Annotated in this window: 19 protein-coding genes, 1 pseudogene and 1 other annotated feature; of the genes and pseudogenes, 15 read left to right on the forward strand and 5 right to left on the reverse strand. The window is 40.9% G+C overall.

The features are described 5' to 3' along the window. On the reverse strand, window positions 1-238 hold a 238-nt coding region (locus AC1D7X_RS21775; protein WP_495476111.1), incomplete at its 3' end, for a hypothetical protein. Between the two features lie 88 nt (window positions 239-326). After that, window positions 327-785, reverse strand: a complete 459-nt coding sequence (locus tag AC1D7X_RS21780) for a hypothetical protein (protein WP_495476112.1) — start codon at window positions 783-785, stop codon at window positions 327-329. A gap of 244 nt (window positions 786-1,029) precedes the next feature. Continuing rightward, window positions 1,030-1,248 (forward strand) — a binding site (T-box leader). A gap of 91 nt (window positions 1,249-1,339) precedes the next feature. Between AC1D7X_RS21780 and tyrS the strand changes: the two genes are divergently transcribed. The 8 genes from tyrS (at window position 1,340) to AC1D7X_RS21820 (ending at window position 7,735) form a co-directional block, all read left to right on the forward strand. Then, complete coding sequence (gene tyrS / locus AC1D7X_RS21785) at window positions 1,340-2,602, forward strand: tyrosine--tRNA ligase (protein WP_495458061.1); 1,263 nt, start codon at window positions 1,340-1,342, stop codon at window positions 2,600-2,602. A 294-nt stretch (window positions 2,603-2,896) separates the two neighbouring features. Next, complete coding sequence (locus tag AC1D7X_RS21790) at window positions 2,897-3,412, forward strand: DUF6933 domain-containing protein (RefSeq protein ID WP_495457971.1); 516 nt, start codon at window positions 2,897-2,899, stop codon at window positions 3,410-3,412. A 4-nt stretch (window positions 3,413-3,416) separates the two neighbouring features. Continuing rightward, window positions 3,417-5,105, forward strand: a complete 1,689-nt coding sequence (locus tag AC1D7X_RS21795; protein ID WP_495476113.1) for an SWIM zinc finger family protein — start codon at window positions 3,417-3,419, stop codon at window positions 5,103-5,105. A 119-nt stretch (window positions 5,106-5,224) separates the two neighbouring features. Beyond that, window positions 5,225-5,800, forward strand: a complete 576-nt coding sequence (locus AC1D7X_RS21800) for a Uma2 family endonuclease (RefSeq protein ID WP_495476114.1) — start codon at window positions 5,225-5,227, stop codon at window positions 5,798-5,800. Between the two features lie 203 nt (window positions 5,801-6,003). After that, on the forward strand, window positions 6,004-6,192 hold the full coding sequence (locus AC1D7X_RS21805) for a hypothetical protein (protein WP_495476115.1): 189 nt from the start codon (window positions 6,004-6,006) through the stop codon (window positions 6,190-6,192). A gap of 571 nt (window positions 6,193-6,763) precedes the next feature. Continuing rightward, window positions 6,764-7,189, forward strand: a complete 426-nt coding sequence (locus AC1D7X_RS21810; RefSeq protein WP_495476116.1) for a helix-turn-helix domain-containing protein — start codon at window positions 6,764-6,766, stop codon at window positions 7,187-7,189. Between the two features lie 160 nt (window positions 7,190-7,349). Beyond that, complete coding sequence (locus tag AC1D7X_RS21815) at window positions 7,350-7,592, forward strand: hypothetical protein (protein ID WP_495457976.1); 243 nt, start codon at window positions 7,350-7,352, stop codon at window positions 7,590-7,592. Beyond that, window positions 7,589-7,735, forward strand: coding sequence for a hypothetical protein (locus AC1D7X_RS21820; RefSeq protein WP_495457977.1), 147 nt, complete (start codon window positions 7,589-7,591; stop codon window positions 7,733-7,735). The genes AC1D7X_RS21815 and AC1D7X_RS21820 overlap by 4 nt, the downstream gene beginning before the upstream one ends. Before the next feature lie 204 nt (window positions 7,736-7,939). On the opposite strand, the gene AC1D7X_RS21825 is transcribed toward AC1D7X_RS21820, so the two are convergent. Next, window positions 7,940-8,620: a DUF2278 family protein gene (locus tag AC1D7X_RS21825; protein WP_495476117.1), complete on the reverse strand. Its 681-nt coding sequence runs from the start codon at window positions 8,618-8,620 to the stop codon at window positions 7,940-7,942. Window positions 8,621-8,903: 283 nt separating this feature from the next. Between AC1D7X_RS21825 and AC1D7X_RS21830 the strand changes: the two genes are divergently transcribed. The 3 genes from AC1D7X_RS21830 to AC1D7X_RS21840 all read left to right on the forward strand — a co-directional run bounded on the left by AC1D7X_RS21830 (window position 8,904) and on the right by AC1D7X_RS21840 (window position 12,086). After that, window positions 8,904-10,397, forward strand: a complete 1,494-nt coding sequence (locus AC1D7X_RS21830) for a DUF1538 domain-containing protein (RefSeq protein ID WP_495476153.1) — start codon at window positions 8,904-8,906, stop codon at window positions 10,395-10,397. Then, window positions 10,381-11,049, forward strand: a complete 669-nt coding sequence (locus AC1D7X_RS21835; protein WP_495476118.1) for a P-II family nitrogen regulator — start codon at window positions 10,381-10,383, stop codon at window positions 11,047-11,049. Before AC1D7X_RS21830 ends, AC1D7X_RS21835 begins: the two co-directional genes overlap by 17 nt. Before the next feature lie 128 nt (window positions 11,050-11,177). Continuing rightward, entirely contained in the window at window positions 11,178-12,086 is a 909-nt protein-coding gene (locus AC1D7X_RS21840; RefSeq protein ID WP_495476119.1) for a DMT family transporter, read from the forward strand. Between the two features lie 386 nt (window positions 12,087-12,472). On the opposite strand, the gene AC1D7X_RS21845 is transcribed toward AC1D7X_RS21840, so the two are convergent. Next, the gene (locus AC1D7X_RS21845; RefSeq protein WP_495476120.1) at window positions 12,473-12,916 is read right to left on the reverse strand and encodes a copper amine oxidase N-terminal domain-containing protein; all 444 of its coding nucleotides are present in this window, start codon (window positions 12,914-12,916) and stop codon (window positions 12,473-12,475) included. Window positions 12,917-13,242: 326 nt separating this feature from the next. Here AC1D7X_RS21845 and AC1D7X_RS21850 point away from each other — a divergent pair. The 3 genes and pseudogenes from AC1D7X_RS21850 to AC1D7X_RS21860 all read left to right on the forward strand — a co-directional run. Continuing rightward, a pseudogene (locus AC1D7X_RS21850) lies at window positions 13,243-13,464 on the forward strand (glycosyl hydrolase); the annotation flags it as partial. Continuing rightward, a complete protein-coding gene (locus AC1D7X_RS21855; protein WP_495476154.1) occupies window positions 13,462-13,887 on the forward strand; it encodes a hypothetical protein in 426 nt (141 codons plus the stop codon). The pseudogene AC1D7X_RS21850 and the gene AC1D7X_RS21855, both read left to right, overlap by 3 nt. After that, entirely contained in the window at window positions 13,823-13,996 is a 174-nt protein-coding gene (locus AC1D7X_RS21860; protein ID WP_495476121.1) for a hypothetical protein, read from the forward strand. Before AC1D7X_RS21855 ends, AC1D7X_RS21860 begins: the two co-directional genes overlap by 65 nt. Window positions 13,997-14,284: 288 nt before the next feature. Here the strand turns inward: AC1D7X_RS21860 and AC1D7X_RS21865 are convergent, their stop codons facing one another. Continuing rightward, window positions 14,285-15,226, reverse strand: a complete 942-nt coding sequence (locus AC1D7X_RS21865; RefSeq protein ID WP_495476122.1) for an ArsR/SmtB family transcription factor — start codon at window positions 15,224-15,226, stop codon at window positions 14,285-14,287. Window positions 15,227-15,370: 144 nt separating this feature from the next. Here AC1D7X_RS21865 and AC1D7X_RS21870 point away from each other — a divergent pair, with 144 nt between their 5' ends. Beyond that, window positions 15,371-18,124, forward strand: a complete 2,754-nt coding sequence (locus AC1D7X_RS21870; protein ID WP_495476123.1) for a glycoside hydrolase family 2 protein — start codon at window positions 15,371-15,373, stop codon at window positions 18,122-18,124. Window positions 18,125-18,262: the final 138 nt, after the last annotated feature.

An 18,262-nucleotide genomic window follows, 5' to 3' on the forward strand; every position in this document is an offset into this window, starting at 1 on the left:
CGTAAACGTATCCACAGTAAACTTGGTTATTTATCGCCGGTTCGCTTTGCTGCGCTCTTTCAAAAGAAGAAGAATGCATAATAAATTTCTTAACGGAGTGTCTACTTTCTTGACGGTGGTCCAATCTTCCCTTTAAAATGAAATCAGCCCCGATAAAGACCTCCCGGTAACTGAAATTGTGGAAATCTAAACAAAAAGAACTGCAAAGAGCAGTTCTTTTTACATAAGAAATAAACATGGCTTTACGTCCGCCCCCCTACAATGAAAGTTGGGTTTATCCAAAAAAGACTTTCACAGGAAAGGATAAGTTTCACTCCATGGATGCACTACGCCTGATCTACGCCATCCGGACCATCCACGATGTCCAATACGCCAACAGCCAACGTACCCACCGCAGCCACTTTAATTAACCCTTTGGCACCTTCTTTGACTTTCTCATAATCCTCTTCGGATAAACCTTGTACAACTTCTTTACCATTGACATAGGTATATTTCACAGCACCGACTACACCTTTAGCTGTTGTAGAAAGGGCACCACCGATATCTTTCATTCCATTACTTGATTGTTGGTCATTGTTAGTGATGAGCCCTGCCGTTGTGTCATAAACACCACTAGCTAGGTCACCTGCCGTCGTACCTGCAATAATCGAAGCCTTCTCCACACTATCACCGATTTCCTTAACGAAAGGGCTACCGGTAAGCTCGCCAACGACGCGGACACTTCCACCGATCACTTTGCCTGTAACTTCACCTGCGACTTGACCAAGTCCTTTTAAGAAACTCATAAACACAACCCCTTTGTAGGATCTGAATAATTTGATTGTACGCTGAACGGGGTGACCATGACAAGGGATGAATGAATCGAAGTAACACTGGATAATCATCATAGATATTCTCAAGCGTTATTGAATCATGATAGAGTCGCATGTAAGCTAAACGTTGTTCTTGGTAGACACTCAAAGCTAAGTTGATTTCTTAAATAATTGACAATAGACTTGTCATTCTCTATACTGATTTTAATCTAATACACGGTATACGTTGAAGGAATTAGTAGCAGGCTGTCACTGTTCATCAGAAAGCTAGGGGTCGATGTGACCTAGCACAAACAGTCTCGTGAATTACACTCCGGAGTATCTTAGGTAACACTAAGCGGACTAGCCAACGATAATAGGGCTATGAGTGGTATGAATAGTGGCAGCACTGTTTATGCAATTTGGGTGGTAACACGGTTATTATATCGTCCCTATGTCTATTGTAGACATGGGGGCGATTTTTGCATTTTATTGTATGCATATGGATGGACCAAGACTTATAAAGGGGATGGATGATCATGAGTAACATGAATATTATTGATGAATTAGAATGGCGCGGTGCGATTAACCAACAGACAGATGCAGAGGGTTTGCGTGAATTAGTTAGTGAGAAGAAGATTTCCTTGTACTGTGGTGTCGATCCAACCGGAGATAGCATGCATATTGGACATTTAATTCCATTCATGATGTTGAAGAGATTCCAAGCCTTCGGACACATACCTGTTATTCTGATTGGTGGAGCAACAGGAACTATTGGTGATCCAAGTGGACGTTCATCCGAACGCCAATTACAGACATTAGAGCAAGTCCAAGACAATGTGAACGCCCTAACAGCTCAGATGAAGAAGTTATTCGTTACGGATAATGATGCTCAGTTGAAAATGGTCAACAACTACGACTGGACTCATTCCATCAATATTATCGATTTCTTGCGTGACTATGGGAAGAACTTCAGTATCAATGCGATGCTGGCCAAAGATGTGGTATCTAGCCGTCTAGATAGTGGGATTTCTTTTACAGAATTCACTTACCAGATTCTCCAGTCCATGGACTACCACCACTTGTATGCTGAAGAAGGCGTTCAATTACAGATTGGTGGATCGGATCAATGGGGTAACATTACGAGTGGTCTAGATTTGATTCGGAAAAAAGAAGGTTCAGAAGCGAAGGCATTCGGATTAACGATTCCTTTAATGTTGAAGGCAGATGGTACGAAGTTCGGTAAATCTGCAGGCGGAGCAATCTGGCTAGATCCTGCTCAGACATCACCTTATGAGTTCTACCAATTCTGGTTGAATCAAGATGATCGTGATGTCGTGAAATACCTGAAATTCTTCACGTTCTTAACGAAAGAAGAGATTGAAGAATTAGAGAATAAGGTTACAACAGATCCAGGTAAACGTGAAGCGCAAAAGGTACTTGCTGAAGAAATGACGAAATTCGTTCATAGCGAAGAAGCATTAGCGCAAGCGATCAAAATCTCACAAGCCTTATTCAGTGGAGATATTAAATCATTAACAGCCGATGAAATAGAGCAAGGGTTCAAAGAAATGCCTACATTCGAAGCAACCAAAGAAACGAAGAACATCGTGGACTGGCTAGTAGATCTAGGAATCGAACCTTCTAAGCGTCAGGCAAGAGAAGATATTAATAACGGAGCCATTTCGATGAATGGTGAAAAAGTAGAGGATGTTAACACGGAAGTAACTGCAGACCAATCATTTGATGGTCGGTTTATCATCATTCGTAAGGGTAAGAAGAAATATAGCTTGATTCGATTAGTGGATTAGGAAGGGATCGGTTATAACAGACTACAGATGTAGAAAGGTCTTGTTCGCACGAATGCTTCATAACGATTACTATAATTAACCGCCGAGGAATCCATGATATGGGTTCCTCGATTTTTTTGTGTTATGCAGAGAGATTACTAATGGAACGCTAATAAAGGTGCGGGGAAATACATAAATTTTTTTGATTGAATAAAAGGACTAGGGATCAAGTAGTCTCCAGTTTAGAATACATGCTACTATTGAAAAGATAACAATTACAATATTACAATTCATACATAAGGGCAAGGTGAAGATATGTTTATAGAATGCACTAAAAAACTAGCGGATGCTATGAAAATAAAGACAAATGATATTACGCCGATTAAGCGTGAGCCATTCTATGAATGGCATGGTAATCTATTTATGTTCGATCGAAGAAAAGGCGTTATTCTCATGAACAATCAGACGCGATACTGTATTGTGTTATACGGATTAAAGGCTGAACATTTTAAAAAATTTGACCGTATTGTTCTAGATGCTATACATGAAACATTCCTCGCAGAGGGTTTCTCGGAGAAACAAGTAGATACCTATATAGCCAATTGTGGTGAAGTGAGTTATACCAAGACGCATGATCGAAGTATCCTCAGTCAAATCAAAGAATTCCATATTCATATATCTTGGGAAATTGAAGAACACATACCCAGTGAAACTTTGAATTTAGTAGAACTTAATAAATGGACTGGTCGGTTGATGTGTGGATCACTTGGCTATGCAGAACCTATAGATTTATTGAAGAAGGAAATGAGTAAGATCGAGAGATGGAGCTGATCATATGAATCTTTATAGTATTGAGAACGATATTGATAATAAAATATTTGCAAGAGGGTATGACTATTACGAGAATGAATATATAGCATCAGTCCAGCTAACGGAGGACAATGTCTATGAGGCGCAAGTTGAAGGCACGGATCTTTACAATGTTAGAGTTAAACTTGATCATAATGATGACATAATCGCAACTCTGTGTAATTGCCCGTACGATATGGGTGAGTATTGTAAGCATCAGGTAGCTGTGTTTCTTGCTTTGCGTGATCTGAAAGAAAGTATAGACTCTGAAGGTACCATTAAATCTCCCGTGTTCAAACAAGGAAAGATTCCTGATATCAAACAGACATTAACTAACATGACAAAAGATGAGCTTGTGGAATTTCTGCTAGATATTGCATCTGAGTATGAGGAAATTAGGTATCGTATTGCGTTGAATTTCAATTATGAGCAAGATGAAGATGAAATCGCTCAGGCAATTGACCTTATCCGAACCTATATAAGTAATAATTCCGATAGATATGGATTTGTATCCTATAGAGGTATCAGTGCTGCTACTAAGGGAGCAGATATGATTCTGGATAAGGCTCGGGTTGCATGTGTACAGAATAACAACATACACGCTATAGAACTTGCACTTTGCGTCATTCATGAAATGATGGAGCTGCTACAGAGAGCAGATGATTCCGATGGTGTAATTGGAGAAGTCATAGGGGAAAGTCTTGCTTTTATGAGTGAGATTACAGCCAATAAGGAATTAAGTTTAGTGGACAAAGAACATATTTTCGAGAAGTTGATCGCAGAATCAACCCATAGACGATATGGGGATTGGGTGGATTGGAAGCTAGACATTCTTGTAAGATGTTCTGAACTTGCGGATACTCCGGACTTAAGGAATACATTAGAACAACATTTACTATCCATCATAAACAGTGGAGAAGGAGATTCGTGGAGTGTCAATTACTTAACGGAAAAGATAAATCTAATCAGATATCATATGATTCAGGAACATGATGGGCTGATAAAAGCACAGGAATTTATAGAACAGAACCTTCACTATTCGAAGTTTAGAGTAATGGCGATAGAGATAGCATTGGAGAATAAGGAGTATGACTACGTCATTAAACTTACTCTTGATGGAGAACAGAAGGATGCATGCTGGCCGGGTCTTTTAAATCAATGGAAGAAATATCGGTATACAGCATTTCATCTCGCAGGGAAGCTTGAGGAACAACGAGCGTTGGCAATGGATTTCATATTAAATGGCAGTACAGAATACTACAATAAATTGAAGAACACATATAATACACAAGAATGGCTCTCTATCTATCCTCAAATCATTCTTCTATTGGAGAATCAGAAGTGGAATTCTGATGACGTATATACCTACATCCTGATCGAGGAAGGCGAGCGACTCAAACTTCTTGAGTATGTTAAAGGAAGACCCTCATCGGTAGAGACGCTATATAGTCACCTTATTCCTGAATTCAAGGAAGAGGTTTACAGGGTTTACGGGCAATACATTGAGCAAGCTGCTTCATATGCAAGGAACAGGAAGGATTATCAAAGCGTATGTGCGATTATTCGGAGGTTGAAGAAAGTGGGTGGGAAAGAGCAGGCATCTGAGATCGAGCAGAAACTGTTCAACCATTATGCCAATAGACCAGCATTCAGAGATGAATTGTCTAGAGTGTAATCTACTGATTGTTATTGTTTAAAAGACTTGGTTGATGTGAAAACTCGAAGTAGGAGCACTAACCTGGTTAGCCATGCTACAATGGATAAAATATGATTTATAAGAGGAGGTCAAATATTGTGTCAAAACCAGATGAGAAGAAACCTCATACGTATGAAGAATGGCTAACATGGGACGGAACCTGGGAGCTAATTCATGGCAGAGCATATAATATGTCTCCTGCACCAACCTCTTTACATCAATTTATTGTGGGAGAGCTTCATTTTGCCCTACGGACTTTTTTTCAAAATCGGAATTGTTATGTATTTGTTGCTCCTTTTGACGTCTATTTTAGCGAAAATGATGAGTACACTTCACCTGATCATATCACGCAGCCAGATCTCTCGGTTGTTTGCTCCAAAGATCAAATATCCAAAAAGGGCTGTCACGGCGCGCCTTCATTGATCGTAGAGGTATTGTCACCCTCCACCGCACTCAAGGATTTCAATGAGAAATTCAATTTATATCAACATTATGGGGTTCAGGAATATTGGATTGTCGACCCGGGTAATCGAACAGTTCATGTCTATGCACTGCACAATAGTACGTACGCTGTGAGGAAACTATATATGGAGCAGGAAACGATCCAATCCGTTGTGTTTGCAGATCTAGAGGTATCAATGAACAGAATATTTAGTCTCGAAAATAATTCATAATCTACATTCGGATGACGCTAGTCTTGAATCACGATATAGATCAGTCATACAACAAACTCAATGTCTTGTAGGCATTGAGTTTGTTGTATGACTGAAGGGGCACGGTCACAAGGATCAATGAAGATAGATAAATGGAATAAGAGCAATTCAAGTCAAGAATGACTTCTCCTTTTGAATTAGGATAGATCCAAGGAGGTGAGAAGATGAAACAGGCTGAAATCGTCATGGCGGTGCAACAAATGCAGGAATATATTGATGGCCATATATATGAAGAGATTACGCTTAAGCAGCTCTCTAATGTAGCGGGATATTCTTCGTGGTATTCATCCAGAATTTTCAAAGAAATCGTTGGAAGAACTCCTTTTGATTTACTAGTTTTCGCAAACTCGTGACTTTAGTCGTGAGTTAGAAGACTTCGGATAAGGCGTGTTTAAGACACGTTAATTTACCTGACATATGTTATCCTAAAAACTGACTTATACGGCTTAATATCAATAAATAATATGGGTTTGTTTTATGACAACATATGTCTGAGATGAAACATGGGGTATCGAGGATACATTGAGGCACGGCCGGTTGTTGCAGTGAATTAACTCGGGGTGCGTGTGTTCCACTTGTAAGTGAGAACTTGTTATTATAACGACAGTGGAAAATGTGTTAGAGCAGTTAGATAGACATCCATATGAATACTCATGGTTTGAATAACCCGAGGAATCCGTGATAGTTACATGGGGGCTCGGGTTTTTGTGTGTCGTAAGCTTTCAATCGATCTTTCGAGTGTATGAGAATATGAAAGAGTCAATGAAGGATGTGAAAATGTCCCTTCCTGAAGCTATCTTACCTTAGCAGAATAAGGATATCATTTACATTTATAATAACTGGATTATAATTAACTTAACTTATTAGTTAAGTTAACAATATTGTTTATTTAATTCCAATTAAGTAGAGGAGGAGCTGAGTAAGTTGATAAAAAATGAAGCAGCTTATCAAAAAGCAAAGGAAAAATTGAAGGAAGATAAGGATTTTATTGCGAAAGAAAAAATGCGTTTTAAAGAAATGGGTCTAAATGATGAGCAGATTGATATGGCAATTGAACCGTTAATTTCATCTCACGAACAATTAAATGAAGAAGTGGAGTATTATGAAAGAATAAAAAGAGGATCATTTAATCCAATTCACAAGTTTACGGACATAGGAAAAAACCTCATTGCTTATCGAATATATATCAATATGTCTCAATCCGATCTAGCTAGAAAGCTGGAAGTATCCGATGCACAGGTGTCCCGAGATGAGCGTAACGAGTATTATGGAGCCACTGCAGAGAAAATCGAAGCGGTTATGAGCGCAATGGGAATGAAGGCAACGATAAACATTGAGGTTGCTACATGATACCGAGTCAACTGCAACACCTTCTATTAAAAAAACTCATTGTCGTGTAGTCAGGGTCTGTGAAGAAATACTTATATCCATAACTACAAGAAGACTTCTCAGTTCTAAACTTATTGTTTCATTTGTGGTAGATGATTCTGAGTATGGGAGGTAAGAACAAATGAAACTCGTCAAACTTGAGAATGAAGAACTATCTAGCGCTTTATCGCATGGAAAGGCTTATATTCAGGTAGGTAAATGCAAATTTATGCTGGTTGAGATCGAGGAAGTTACCCAGTCTCCTTATTACGATGTCACAGATCATGAAGAAGAGAAGCTTTTACTTGAAGCAATTATTGGCAATAACCCGTCCTTGTCAAAGGAAGAAGTGTTAGAGCAGTTAGCTAGACGTAAGAAACGATGAATATCATTTGGAAACAGACGGCATTACAGTCATTAATCCAGTTGGATATATGGAGAGAAGATAAAGGTTGGTCGTTAATTAGCGATCATTTGGTAGATGTCATTGAGAATTATTTTGTGAGGATTGATGAAAAGAATGATTAGACAGATTAATACATATTGATTACAATAACCGTAACAGATCCCACCTCGCCTCTTTACAATGCGTACCAAGGTGGGCCTTTTTTTTGAAATATGAGAATTTATAAGTACTTCTGCTTATAAATAGTCTTATATTTCAATGCTAAACGTTTCTTCGCCACTAAAGGACGGAGAGGTCGTTTATGCTTGGAAGGAATCAATGGATCTTCAGACTTCTCCGGTTCGTTGTTGCATGTGATCACAGAATTCTGTTGGATGACCATGGTCATCGGTACACCAAGATTGAGACGAGAAAGCTAAGAAAATACCAACCCACTTGTCAATGAATTGGATGAGTAATCCACCGTCTTGATAAGCTCCGTTATCCCCCTTCCAACGTCCAACATTTCCTTGATTCATATGAATATTGTGCATGCCATTTCCGGGTTTGAATCTAAATATTGAATCGCGTGCGCCATCAGGACCCCATCTAGAGCCGTAGACATATAGAGTGGCTTCATCATCAATAGCTTTCTGAATATATTTGGTCATGAGATCATTTAGATCATTATCTGGTCCAGTCATATGATGAGGTAAAGGTTGCATGGCTGAAGAGTCGAGCAATGGGCTACGGATATAATCTAGAGCAATGTCTCGGTTGTTCTTGTTAATGGGCGTGTACCCTAGGTTCAACTCAGGTAAAGATGTGATCGCGGATGCATTGAAATGCTCATCGACTAAATAGAGAACTTCCGATTGGTCAGAGCTAGACATGACGTTCACTGCAATTCTGTAGTGCGTATTATGACCGTCGATCACTTCAATTTGAAAATGGGGATCGTGATCATCACGTTCCTCTTTGTAAGCTACAACTTTACATTTTAATACACCGAATTTTCTAACTGGCATGATTACAGCACCTTCCATATATATTAGGCAAATAGCTGATGAACCTTATTCTGGTGTGCAAAGTGTGTTGGGAGGAGCTTACCAACCAGCGTATGATGATACGTTGAGGTTATAAGCTTAGTATAATCGGTTATTGCATTTCGGAAAATATTAGTATCAACTAAGTTCGCGATAGAGGCGTATATAGGCAATGATTCTCACATAAAAATCACTATGATTAAAGAAATACATTAAATCATCATATATTGACAATTTGACAGAAGGGACTGACTTTGATTTGAATGTGCTATTTGAAAAATTAAAAGAAGTACTGTATGCCGTTCTGCCTATTACGTTCATCGTGTTGATCTTACATTTCACCTTGGCACCCCTGGATTCGATGTTGATCTACCGATTTCTGATCGGTGTAGTGTTTATTGTGGTTGGCTTATCTATCTTCTTATTTGGAGTGGATATTGGCATTACGCCGATAGGGAACTCCATGGGATCCGTGATCGCCAAGACCAACAAAATATGGATCGTAGTCGTTGCCGGTCTAGCACTTGGTTTCTTCATCTCGATTGCAGAACCTGATTTACACGTCCTCGCAGCACAAGTCGATACGGTTACATCAGGAATGATCTCGAAGATAAGTATTGTGGCCATTGTGTCCGTTGGAATCGCGATTATGTTGGCCATAGGTCTTATAAGAATTGTGTATAACATCCCCTTGTATAAAGTATTGATGGTCCTGTATCTGATGATCTTCGCAATTGCGATATTTACATCACCGGAGTTTCTAGCGATATCATTCGATGCGTCGGGTGCAACCACCGGTGCACTCACCGTTCCATTCATTCTGGCTCTTGCCATGGGTGTGTCTGTATTGAAGAAAGATAGTAAAGCATCCGAGAAAGATAGCTTCGGATTAGTTGCTATCGCATCGACAGGAGCCATTCTATCGGTGATGATTATGAGTATTGTGACCAAGACAGATAAAATTACAGGCAGCTTAGAGCATCACACCTCAACCTCCACATCCATCATCGGTCCATTTATCCACGAAATTCCCAAGATCGCAGGAGAAGTATTTATCGCACTACTTCCGATTTTACTCATATTCATGGTGTTTCAGAAATTTTCCTTTAAATTGTCCAGAAGAACCTTTAGAAAAATAGTTACTGGCGTATTCTTCACCTTTATTGGCCTTGTTCTATTCTTATGTGGTGTATATGCCGGGTTCATGGATGTAGGGACCGCACTCGGACATACGTTAGCTTCATTAAACAATAAAGCTTACGTTATTATTATAGGATTCATTCTGGGTCTGGTGACCATATTGGCCGAACCTGCGGTTTATGTATTAACGCATCAGGTAGAGGATGTAACAAGCGGGTATGTCAAAAGAAAAGTGATTCTGTTTACACTCTCTATCGGTGTCGGCTTTGCCGTTGCGTTATCGATGTTACGAATTATTGTTCCTGAAATTCAGCTCTGGCATTATCTCTTGCCTGGATATATCATCTCGCTGACGATGACGTTCTTCGTTCCGAAATTATTTGTTGGTATTGGTTTCGACTCAGGAGGCGTCGCCTCTGGGCCAATGACAGCTACGTTCATATTAGCATTTGCACAAGGTGTGGCTGAATCCATCGATGGAGCTAATGTGTTAGTAGATGGGTTTGGCATGATTGCCATGGTGGCAATGACACCTATTATTGCTTTACAGGTGTTAGGATTTATTTTCAAAATGAAATCTAAAAAAGGAGGACTAGAGAACAGTGGAGGAACTAACTGAAATCGTAGAACTTGAGTTAGTCTGCATTATCGTGAATTTCGGATTGGGAAGCAAAGTATTGCATATAGCTAAACAACATGGGATCTCGGGAGGTAGTGTATTTCTTGGAAAAGGCACGGTACACAATCGAATTCTACAATTCTTAGCATTATCTGATGTGAGAAAAGAGATTGTATGGATGATTTCAGACACACAGACGGGAACTCGCGTCCTCCATGAGCTGGATAAAGAGTTCAAATTCGATAAACCCAATCACGGCATAGCATTTACTACATCGGTCTCTAACGTTATAGGGGCTAGGAAATATAAAAAAGAAATTAGGAATGCAAGAAGAAAGGGAGGGGATCACATGTATCACAACATTACAGTGGTAGTAGATAAAGGTAAAGCAGAGTATGCGATTGAGGCAGCGACCCAAGCAGGGGCTAGGGGTGGGACCATCATCAACGCGAGGGGTTCAGGCATCCATGAGACTAGTAAGTTATTCTCTATGAATATCGAACCGGAGAAAGAGATTGTCATGATCCTATCGGAAGAAGATAAGACCCAAGCGATCGTAGAGGCTATACGAACACAGCTCAAGATCGATGAGCCAGGTAACGGGATTATCTATATTCAAGATGTGAATGAGACATATGGGTTGTATAATTGAAGAAATGAACTAATTCACAAGCCAAGAAATCTGAATACGGATTTTTTGGCTTTTTTCTATTAGCTGTAGAGTGTTGTCATATGGATGTTATAATAAGGAAAAAATATAGAGCGAAGAGGTGCAGCATCTTGCAGAAGAAGAGTGTGTACTACGGTGGTCTTATATTGGTATCGGCTATATGGGGACTTAACTTTGGGTTGTCACGCCTGGCCATGGATGTTTTTGATCCGGTTCTTTTGGCATTTCTAAGGTTCTCGTTGGCTGTTCCATTCTTTTTCATATTGCTTAAAATGAAGGAGAAAAGTGTTGGGTTGCCTCTTGGTGTGTTGATTAAGTTAATGGGTATCGGTTTAGTCGGTATCACGTTGCTTGAGATTATGGTGCTATACTCCATTCAGTATACGACGTTGGCTAATGCCTCCCTGCTCAATGTAGCACCTTGGCCAATATTTGCAGCGTTATTCGCTCCATTTATTACGAAGGAGAAGGTAACCGCTCGACTTCTGACAGGGGGTGCTATTGCTATGGTTGGGGTATATTTCATCATCAGTGGGGGTACAGGGTTTGAATGGTCTTCCAAGCATATGGTGGGAAATCTTATGGCGCTTGGCGTCAGCTTCATCGGAGCACTATTCAATCTGTCATGCATGCCACTTATGAGAACATATTCAGCTTTGCGTATAAGCACTTGGTATATTTTTTTTGGTGCGCTATTCATGTTCCCTCTAACTCTATCATCCTGGGGAAAAGTAGCATGGGCAAACTTAGGCGCTACCGAATATTTGGTGGTCGGTTACAATGTCATCTTCTGTACTGTTATTGCTTTTGTCGTATGGAATGCCTGTATGTACCAAGTAGGAACCGCTCGATCTAACTTTTTCCGCTATGTCGTTTCAGCCGTTGCTGTCCTGATGGGATATATGTTTTTTAAGGAAAGTGTGGGCATATGGCAGATGGTTGGGGCAGTATTCTTGGTTGGTGGTTTGATATGGATTACCTCCGAACGGACTACTAGTGCAATTGTTGTAAAACTCTAGTTAAGTTTGGGGATGCGATGAATCCGTCTATCTTGGTACCTAGAGAATTGTGAGCTTGATTTGGGAAAAGTACATTTAAAATCTAGTTAGTTCGGGAATGATTGAGATAGCAATCCGACGGGTGAAGAAAAAGGTTCATGATAATTCAGTAAGCTTAAGGCGGAGTCGGACGCCCAAGTCACAGAATATCTTCGTTTACATTATCTTGAGTCGTGGATGGGTCTGATACAAATCATAACTTTAATGGCAGAAAAAAGATAACTTGAGGTAAAGAAAGGCGGCCTTCCGTTCATAGATTGAACGAAAAGTCGCCGTTTTAATCTTGCATAAGTTCACTGAGAATAAAACCGAAAGTTTTTTCAGTGGCCTCGATATATACAATTCGTTTATTTTGTATTAATTGTTACTATCTTCTTTATATTATCCCAGCTCACTGTTGCACCAACTGCTTCACTTATAAATCTAAGATTCACATATACCGTACCTTCAGGAGAATTAAACGGAGTTTGTGTTAATGTATACTCTTTGTCATTAACACTTGCCTTAAAACTGTCTAGAGTCATTCTTATCGTTAAATCATCTTTTGTAGCAGTTATATTTTTAGTTTTGGCATTCCAATCCACCTTCATTTCTAAAGATTCAAAAATCTGACGGACAGGGACCATAGTATTTCCATTTGCTACAATCGGTTTGGCATTAAAACTTAGTGGGTGACCATTTAAAAGAACAGAACCATTTACTACAGATTGTGCAGCATTAGCATTTGGTACTGACGAGAATATAACTGAAGCCGTGATCACTGAAATAAGCAAAAGTAATTTATATTTCAAAATATTCTCCTCCAGTCTAAATTTATTTAAATACTATAATAATAACGTTCAGACATAGTTATTTGTTGCATAATTTAGAGATAAACAACATTATTTCAAAAGCTAGGGTTATTTTGCGATACAGGATAACCCTAGTTTTATAACGGATATTTACTTGAATCCACATCAATTGTAACAGTATTATTTGCGTCTCTTGTTATATACGCATGGTCTTGCTCTGGAGTCCCAAAAGCACCTGACTCAAAAATTGAAGTAAGAGGAGTGTCACTTGCTGTGCTGCATGCATTGTCTACACAAGTGGCAGTTCCATCTACTTTAATACGGGCGTGTCCAGCACGAAGGTTAAGTTGTCGAATGGTACGGCACAAGGGCGTGTGTACATCAAGACAGGAACGAGTTGGGCATGGGCAGACAGTGGTATGGTTAATGTGGATTAAACGGGGTTTACAACCATTTCATTGAACCTAGCGGGTATCCCGGACCTTAGTATTGTTCAGGCAATTGGTCTTAAGTTCGAAGGATTCACGGGTACAGGAACTTCTACTGTGTATCTTGACGATGTTCGGACTCCGAAGAATGTAACCTCACCTCAAGCTACCGTCTATGGATTTGAGGATAAGACGTTACAAGAATTTACTATTAATGTTGATGATAATAACAAATATAATACAGCGCTGGCTAAGAATCTCTCCGTGAGCGATATCGTATATTCGGATGGTATGTACTCGATGCAAGCTGACTTCACACTGAATGATGGACAATTTCAGTTGCGTCGGATGACTTCAGCTGATTTATCAAATGCATCGAAGATTACGTTCAAGATCAAAGTCGTGTCTACTGACGGAAGCGACGTTAGCGGTGTAAATGTTGAAGTGTTTACTCAAAGTGGTAGTAATTGGGGATGGAGTGCTTCTCCGGCTTCATACTGTAGATATCAATGGATTCAAGACATTTACACTAGATATCAGTAATATTGCGAATCGTAATTTAACGCAAGCGATTGGCATTGAAGTTACATCAAAGGCTACTACTCCAGTGGGTAACGCTTTAGTATATGTCGATGAAGTCACGATTGAATAGTACAATGAATGGACTCTTATCTTAGATAAAAGTAGAATGGACTGAACATTAGCCCCTCAATGCGAACAATGCAAGAGGGGCTAATGTTAGATAGAGGGTGAAATTCTGCGTCGGTTATCCAAGTCATCAGTGCTTGGTATATTTTATAAAGGTGGTCGGATACAATGTTATCTTCTGTACTGTTATTACCTTTGTCGTATGGAATGCCTGCATGTACCAAGTAGGTACGGCTCGATCTAACTTTTTCCGCTATGTCGTTTCAGCCGTTGCTGTCCTGATGGGGAGGGCTTATGGTCGTTCACGTTCAGAACGGCGAGTAAAGGAGAGCACGATATCCTGGGCATGGTCACCGAAATGGCTGCCGAAGAGATTGAGACCGCGCCTGTTAACCGCATCCTCTCGTATTTCGAAACGGAGCCGAATAGGTTTATTAAAAGCCAGATCGAGCATGTCGAGAGTTGTTGGAGAAGAGGGAACATGGTTAATCTGACTGCCTTTACTTGAGATGCTCCATTCGGTCAGCATACCGTATTCCGTTCCACTCTTCCATCGTTCTGGTGTTAGCTTGCCTTTGCGATCACCGAAGTCGGAAGGACAAGTATAAATGCCGACGAGCTGGTCATTGATGGTTAGGGTAATATCAGTTGCCCAATCCTCACGGAACGAGGGCGCTTCTGAACATAGTTCTGCCGATATACGAATCTCATCCAGTATGACGCCTGGGGGTAGAGGATTGGCGAAATAGTATTCGACATAACCGGATTCTGCGAACCATAGTAGGGATGCATCGATTCGATCCGGCATATAGAATACTCGTGGATCATCCTGGGATCCGATAACACTCCCGTCTTTTCCTGCCATGCCGCAGGACGGTTGTATAGAACAGTTGGAGAACATGCCGATGGGCATATGTATCTCTTCTGTTGGATGTAGTCCTTCTCCTGGTTTCGAAGGAAGGTCAAGTTGGATAGCACGGCAAGTGACCGAGCATATTTTCTCGCGGTTCGCACCCTGTGTGGAGACGATCAGATTTACCTGCTCCAGTGTTTGTACGTTGATAGAAATCGTGGGTTGGGCTACACCAAGGACCTCGGCTAACTGACTGACACTCATCGACCTGTCACCAAGTGCTTCAAGTATACGAACACGGACATCTCCGGATAGTGCCTTAGCTACGTCCAAGATACGCGATGCTGGATAACGAATACTTTCTTGTATTATTTCGCTCATAAATTGTTTTCCTTTTCGTAATGATGGAATGAGCTTATTGTACAATGAAGATTGAGTATTGTAAAACTATAATAAACATTGCGAAAAACATATACTGGTGCTAAAATGGGCTCAACTTCACATTTGAAAGGTTGTGTTCATGTAATGAGTACTTCTGTATTGAATTCTGAAAGTCTGAACATTCCTCGGTCTGAACATCCACATCCGCATTGGCAACGTATGGATTGGATGAACTTGAACGGCCAGTGGTCATTTTGTTTTGACCCCAACGATGAAGGCATTAGAAATCAATGGCATACCAATCATGAAATCGCTTACGACTCCTTGATTACGGTTCCCTTTTCGTGGGCAAGTCCTCTATCTGGAATCGGTAGTGATACTAAAGGGATAGGCTGGTATCGCCGTACTCTGACTTGGCAGCCTTTCGTACAAGGTTCACGACTATTTCTGCGCTTTGGAGCCATAGATTATTCTTGTGATGTGTGGATTAATGGTATGCATGTCGGTTCTCATCAAGGTGGTTACGGCTCATTTGAGTTCGAAGTTACTCAGTCCTGGCAAGTTGATTGCGAGAATACGATTGTCGTAAGAGTAGAGGATTTCGATCACGATGATCAGGCACGTGGCAAGCAGGGATATGGAGAGATTCGCGGGATATGGCAACCGGTTTGGTTGGAATCCCGACCGCAAACGTATGTGAAGGATGCTAAATTTGTAACCTTCATTGACGGACAGGTTGAAGTGACGGCAAGAATCACAGCGCATGAAGCTGGAACAGCAGAATTAACGCTGCAATTTGCAGAGAGTTCTATCCAGCATAGAGTAAATCTAGACCTTGTAGCAGGTGAGAATGAAATTAAGAGCTCTTTAAAAGTGAATGATCCCCAGTTGTGGAGTCCAAACACGCCTTATCTATACGAAGGGGAACTGCAGTTATCAGGAGGTTTTGGCACAGATGCAGTTAGTACTTATTTCGGAATTCGTGAGATCCAAACCGTTCGCTTCGAAGAACGCGGATATCGCTGGATTACATTGAATGGCAAGCCCATTTATTTGAATGGTACCCTTGACCAGTCCTATAACAAGTCAGGTTATTTCACTTACCCGTCGGATGAAGAAATGCGGGATGAAATATATCTCATGAAACGTTTGGGGTTGAATTTTGTTCGTATTCATATCAAGCCTGAGGAGCCACGTAAGTTGTATTGGGCCGATAAGCTAGGTATTCTCGTTATGGAAGATATGCCTTGTTTCTGGGGTAACCCGGATGAAAAAGCGCGTACATCCTATGAAAGAGAAGCACTTGAGATCATTGAGCGGGACTATAATCATCCGTCTATTTTCTCATGGGTTATGTTCAATGAGACTTGGGGACTGAAGACGGATGCTAAAGAAGCGGGCGTGACGGCTGACATACGACAACAGAGCAGTTATCTGCCGGAGACACAGGAGTGGGTCCGAGAGAAATATCACTGGGCTAAGCAGCTTGACCCAACCCGGATTATTGAGGATAACTCGCCGTGCAACTATGATCATGTCGAATCGGATATCAATACATGGCATTTGTACATTAATGGGTATGATCAGCTTCGTTCCCATCTAAATGAGGTTATGGATAAAACATATGTGGGTTCAGACTTTAACTGTATCGGCGGTAACGTACAATCCGATGCACCGCTAATGAACAGCGAGTGCGGCAACGTCTGGGGTATTGATGGTGGAGCAGGCGACAGTGATTTGGCATGGCATTACCGTTATATGATGAATGAATTCCGTCGACATGATAAGCTGTGCGGGTTCGTATTTACTGAATTCCGCGATGTTACGAACGAGTTCAACGGCTATTACCGGCTTGACGGGTCCGATAAAGACTTTGGTTATGATGCGTTTGTACCTGGCATGACCATTGCTGATCTGCATTCACCGGATTTTATCGTTATCGATGCACCACCATGTCAAACAGTAGACGCAGGTATGAAAGTCAATGTTCCTTTGCTACGATCTAGCTTCTGTGATCAACATCATGGAGGGGTGCTTCAGTTAAAGTGGGAACTGTGGTACGACAATATGGGTACCCGAGTTGTTGCTGACCACGGACATATTCCTGTGAAGTGGGACGGCTTCGGAGTAACTCCTCTTCCGTCATTGACCGTTACTATGCCCGGTCAGGACGCAGTGGCAGTGCTCGCCATTTCCCTGATCAATGAAATAGATGATGTTCTTACCCGCAACTTCATTACGTTTGATGTAAGAAGCGATAAAGAGGACGGAGTGTTTGAAGGGGAAGGTGATTATGTAAGTATTCCAGTAGGGGACTTTATAGAGCAAACCTTTAAGCACCAGTGGGGAGCTATTCAGGGTGGAAAAGTCAACGGTGCTGAAGAAGGGCACTTCGTATATGACGTCACTCTACCGGATTCAACGGAGAAGAAGATGATTGGTGAGATCGAAATTATGTTCGAAGCAGGTGCTAAGCGAGTGCTTGCGCGCAATGTTGAAGGAGCAAAGGACAACGAGATGGGGATTAGCGCCATGCATGGTGCTGATGCCAAAGTGGAATATAATCCGAATACGTATTATATGACCGATGATGTGCGTCACCCTTCACGAGTCAACGTTCTAGTTGATGGCAAACGGATTGGTTCATTTGATTTGCCGAACGACCCGGCCGATAGTAGAGGGGTATTGTCATGGCATTATCAGGCGGTTGCGAACAAGTTAGACGAGGCAGGTTCTTATGGTTATTTGTGCAAGGTGAATGTACCGGGTCAGTTAGCTTCCAAGCTGGATCGTAACCGTTCTTTCCGCCTGGAATTGCAAGCGGAGGATGGCGGGATCGCTTTGTATGGCCGTAATGCTGGACGTTACCCGTTTGATTTGCTGATTCGGTATAACTAATCAAATCTTACAGTTATCTATCGTTTTTATTACAGGAATATTGTTTATATTGTATAAGAAAACCGGCATATTAGGTGTCGGTTTTTCTGATTTCACAGGAGAAATGCTTATCTGCTAACGATTATTCGATATATTTAA

This window comes from Paenibacillus sp. Y568 (assembly GCF_059445545.1).

Bases quoted from the DNA above. Each gene is read 5' to 3' on its own strand.
- AC1D7X_RS21780 (WP_495476112.1), bottom strand. From the start codon at position 785: ATGAGTTTCTTAAAAGGACTTGGTCAAGTCGCAGGTGAAGTTACAGGC.
- tyrS (WP_495458061.1), top strand. From the start codon at position 1,340: ATGAATATTATTGATGAATTAGAATGGCGCGGTGCGATTAACCAACAG.
- AC1D7X_RS21790 (WP_495457971.1), top strand. From the start codon at position 2,897: ATGTTTATAGAATGCACTAAAAAACTAGCGGATGCTATGAAAATAAAG.
- AC1D7X_RS21795 (WP_495476113.1), top strand. From the start codon at position 3,417: ATGAATCTTTATAGTATTGAGAACGATATTGATAATAAAATATTTGCA.
- AC1D7X_RS21805 (WP_495476115.1), top strand. From the start codon at position 6,004: ATGAAACAGGCTGAAATCGTCATGGCGGTGCAACAAATGCAGGAATAT.
- AC1D7X_RS21815 (WP_495457976.1), top strand. From the start codon at position 7,350: ATGAAACTCGTCAAACTTGAGAATGAAGAACTATCTAGCGCTTTATCG.
- AC1D7X_RS21820 (WP_495457977.1), top strand. From the start codon at position 7,589: ATGAATATCATTTGGAAACAGACGGCATTACAGTCATTAATCCAGTTG.
- AC1D7X_RS21825 (WP_495476117.1), bottom strand. From the start codon at position 8,620: ATGCCAGTTAGAAAATTCGGTGTATTAAAATGTAAAGTTGTAGCTTAC.
- AC1D7X_RS21865 (WP_495476122.1), bottom strand. From the start codon at position 15,226: ATGAGCGAAATAATACAAGAAAGTATTCGTTATCCAGCATCGCGTATC.
- AC1D7X_RS21870 (WP_495476123.1), top strand. From the start codon at position 15,371: ATGAGTACTTCTGTATTGAATTCTGAAAGTCTGAACATTCCTCGGTCT.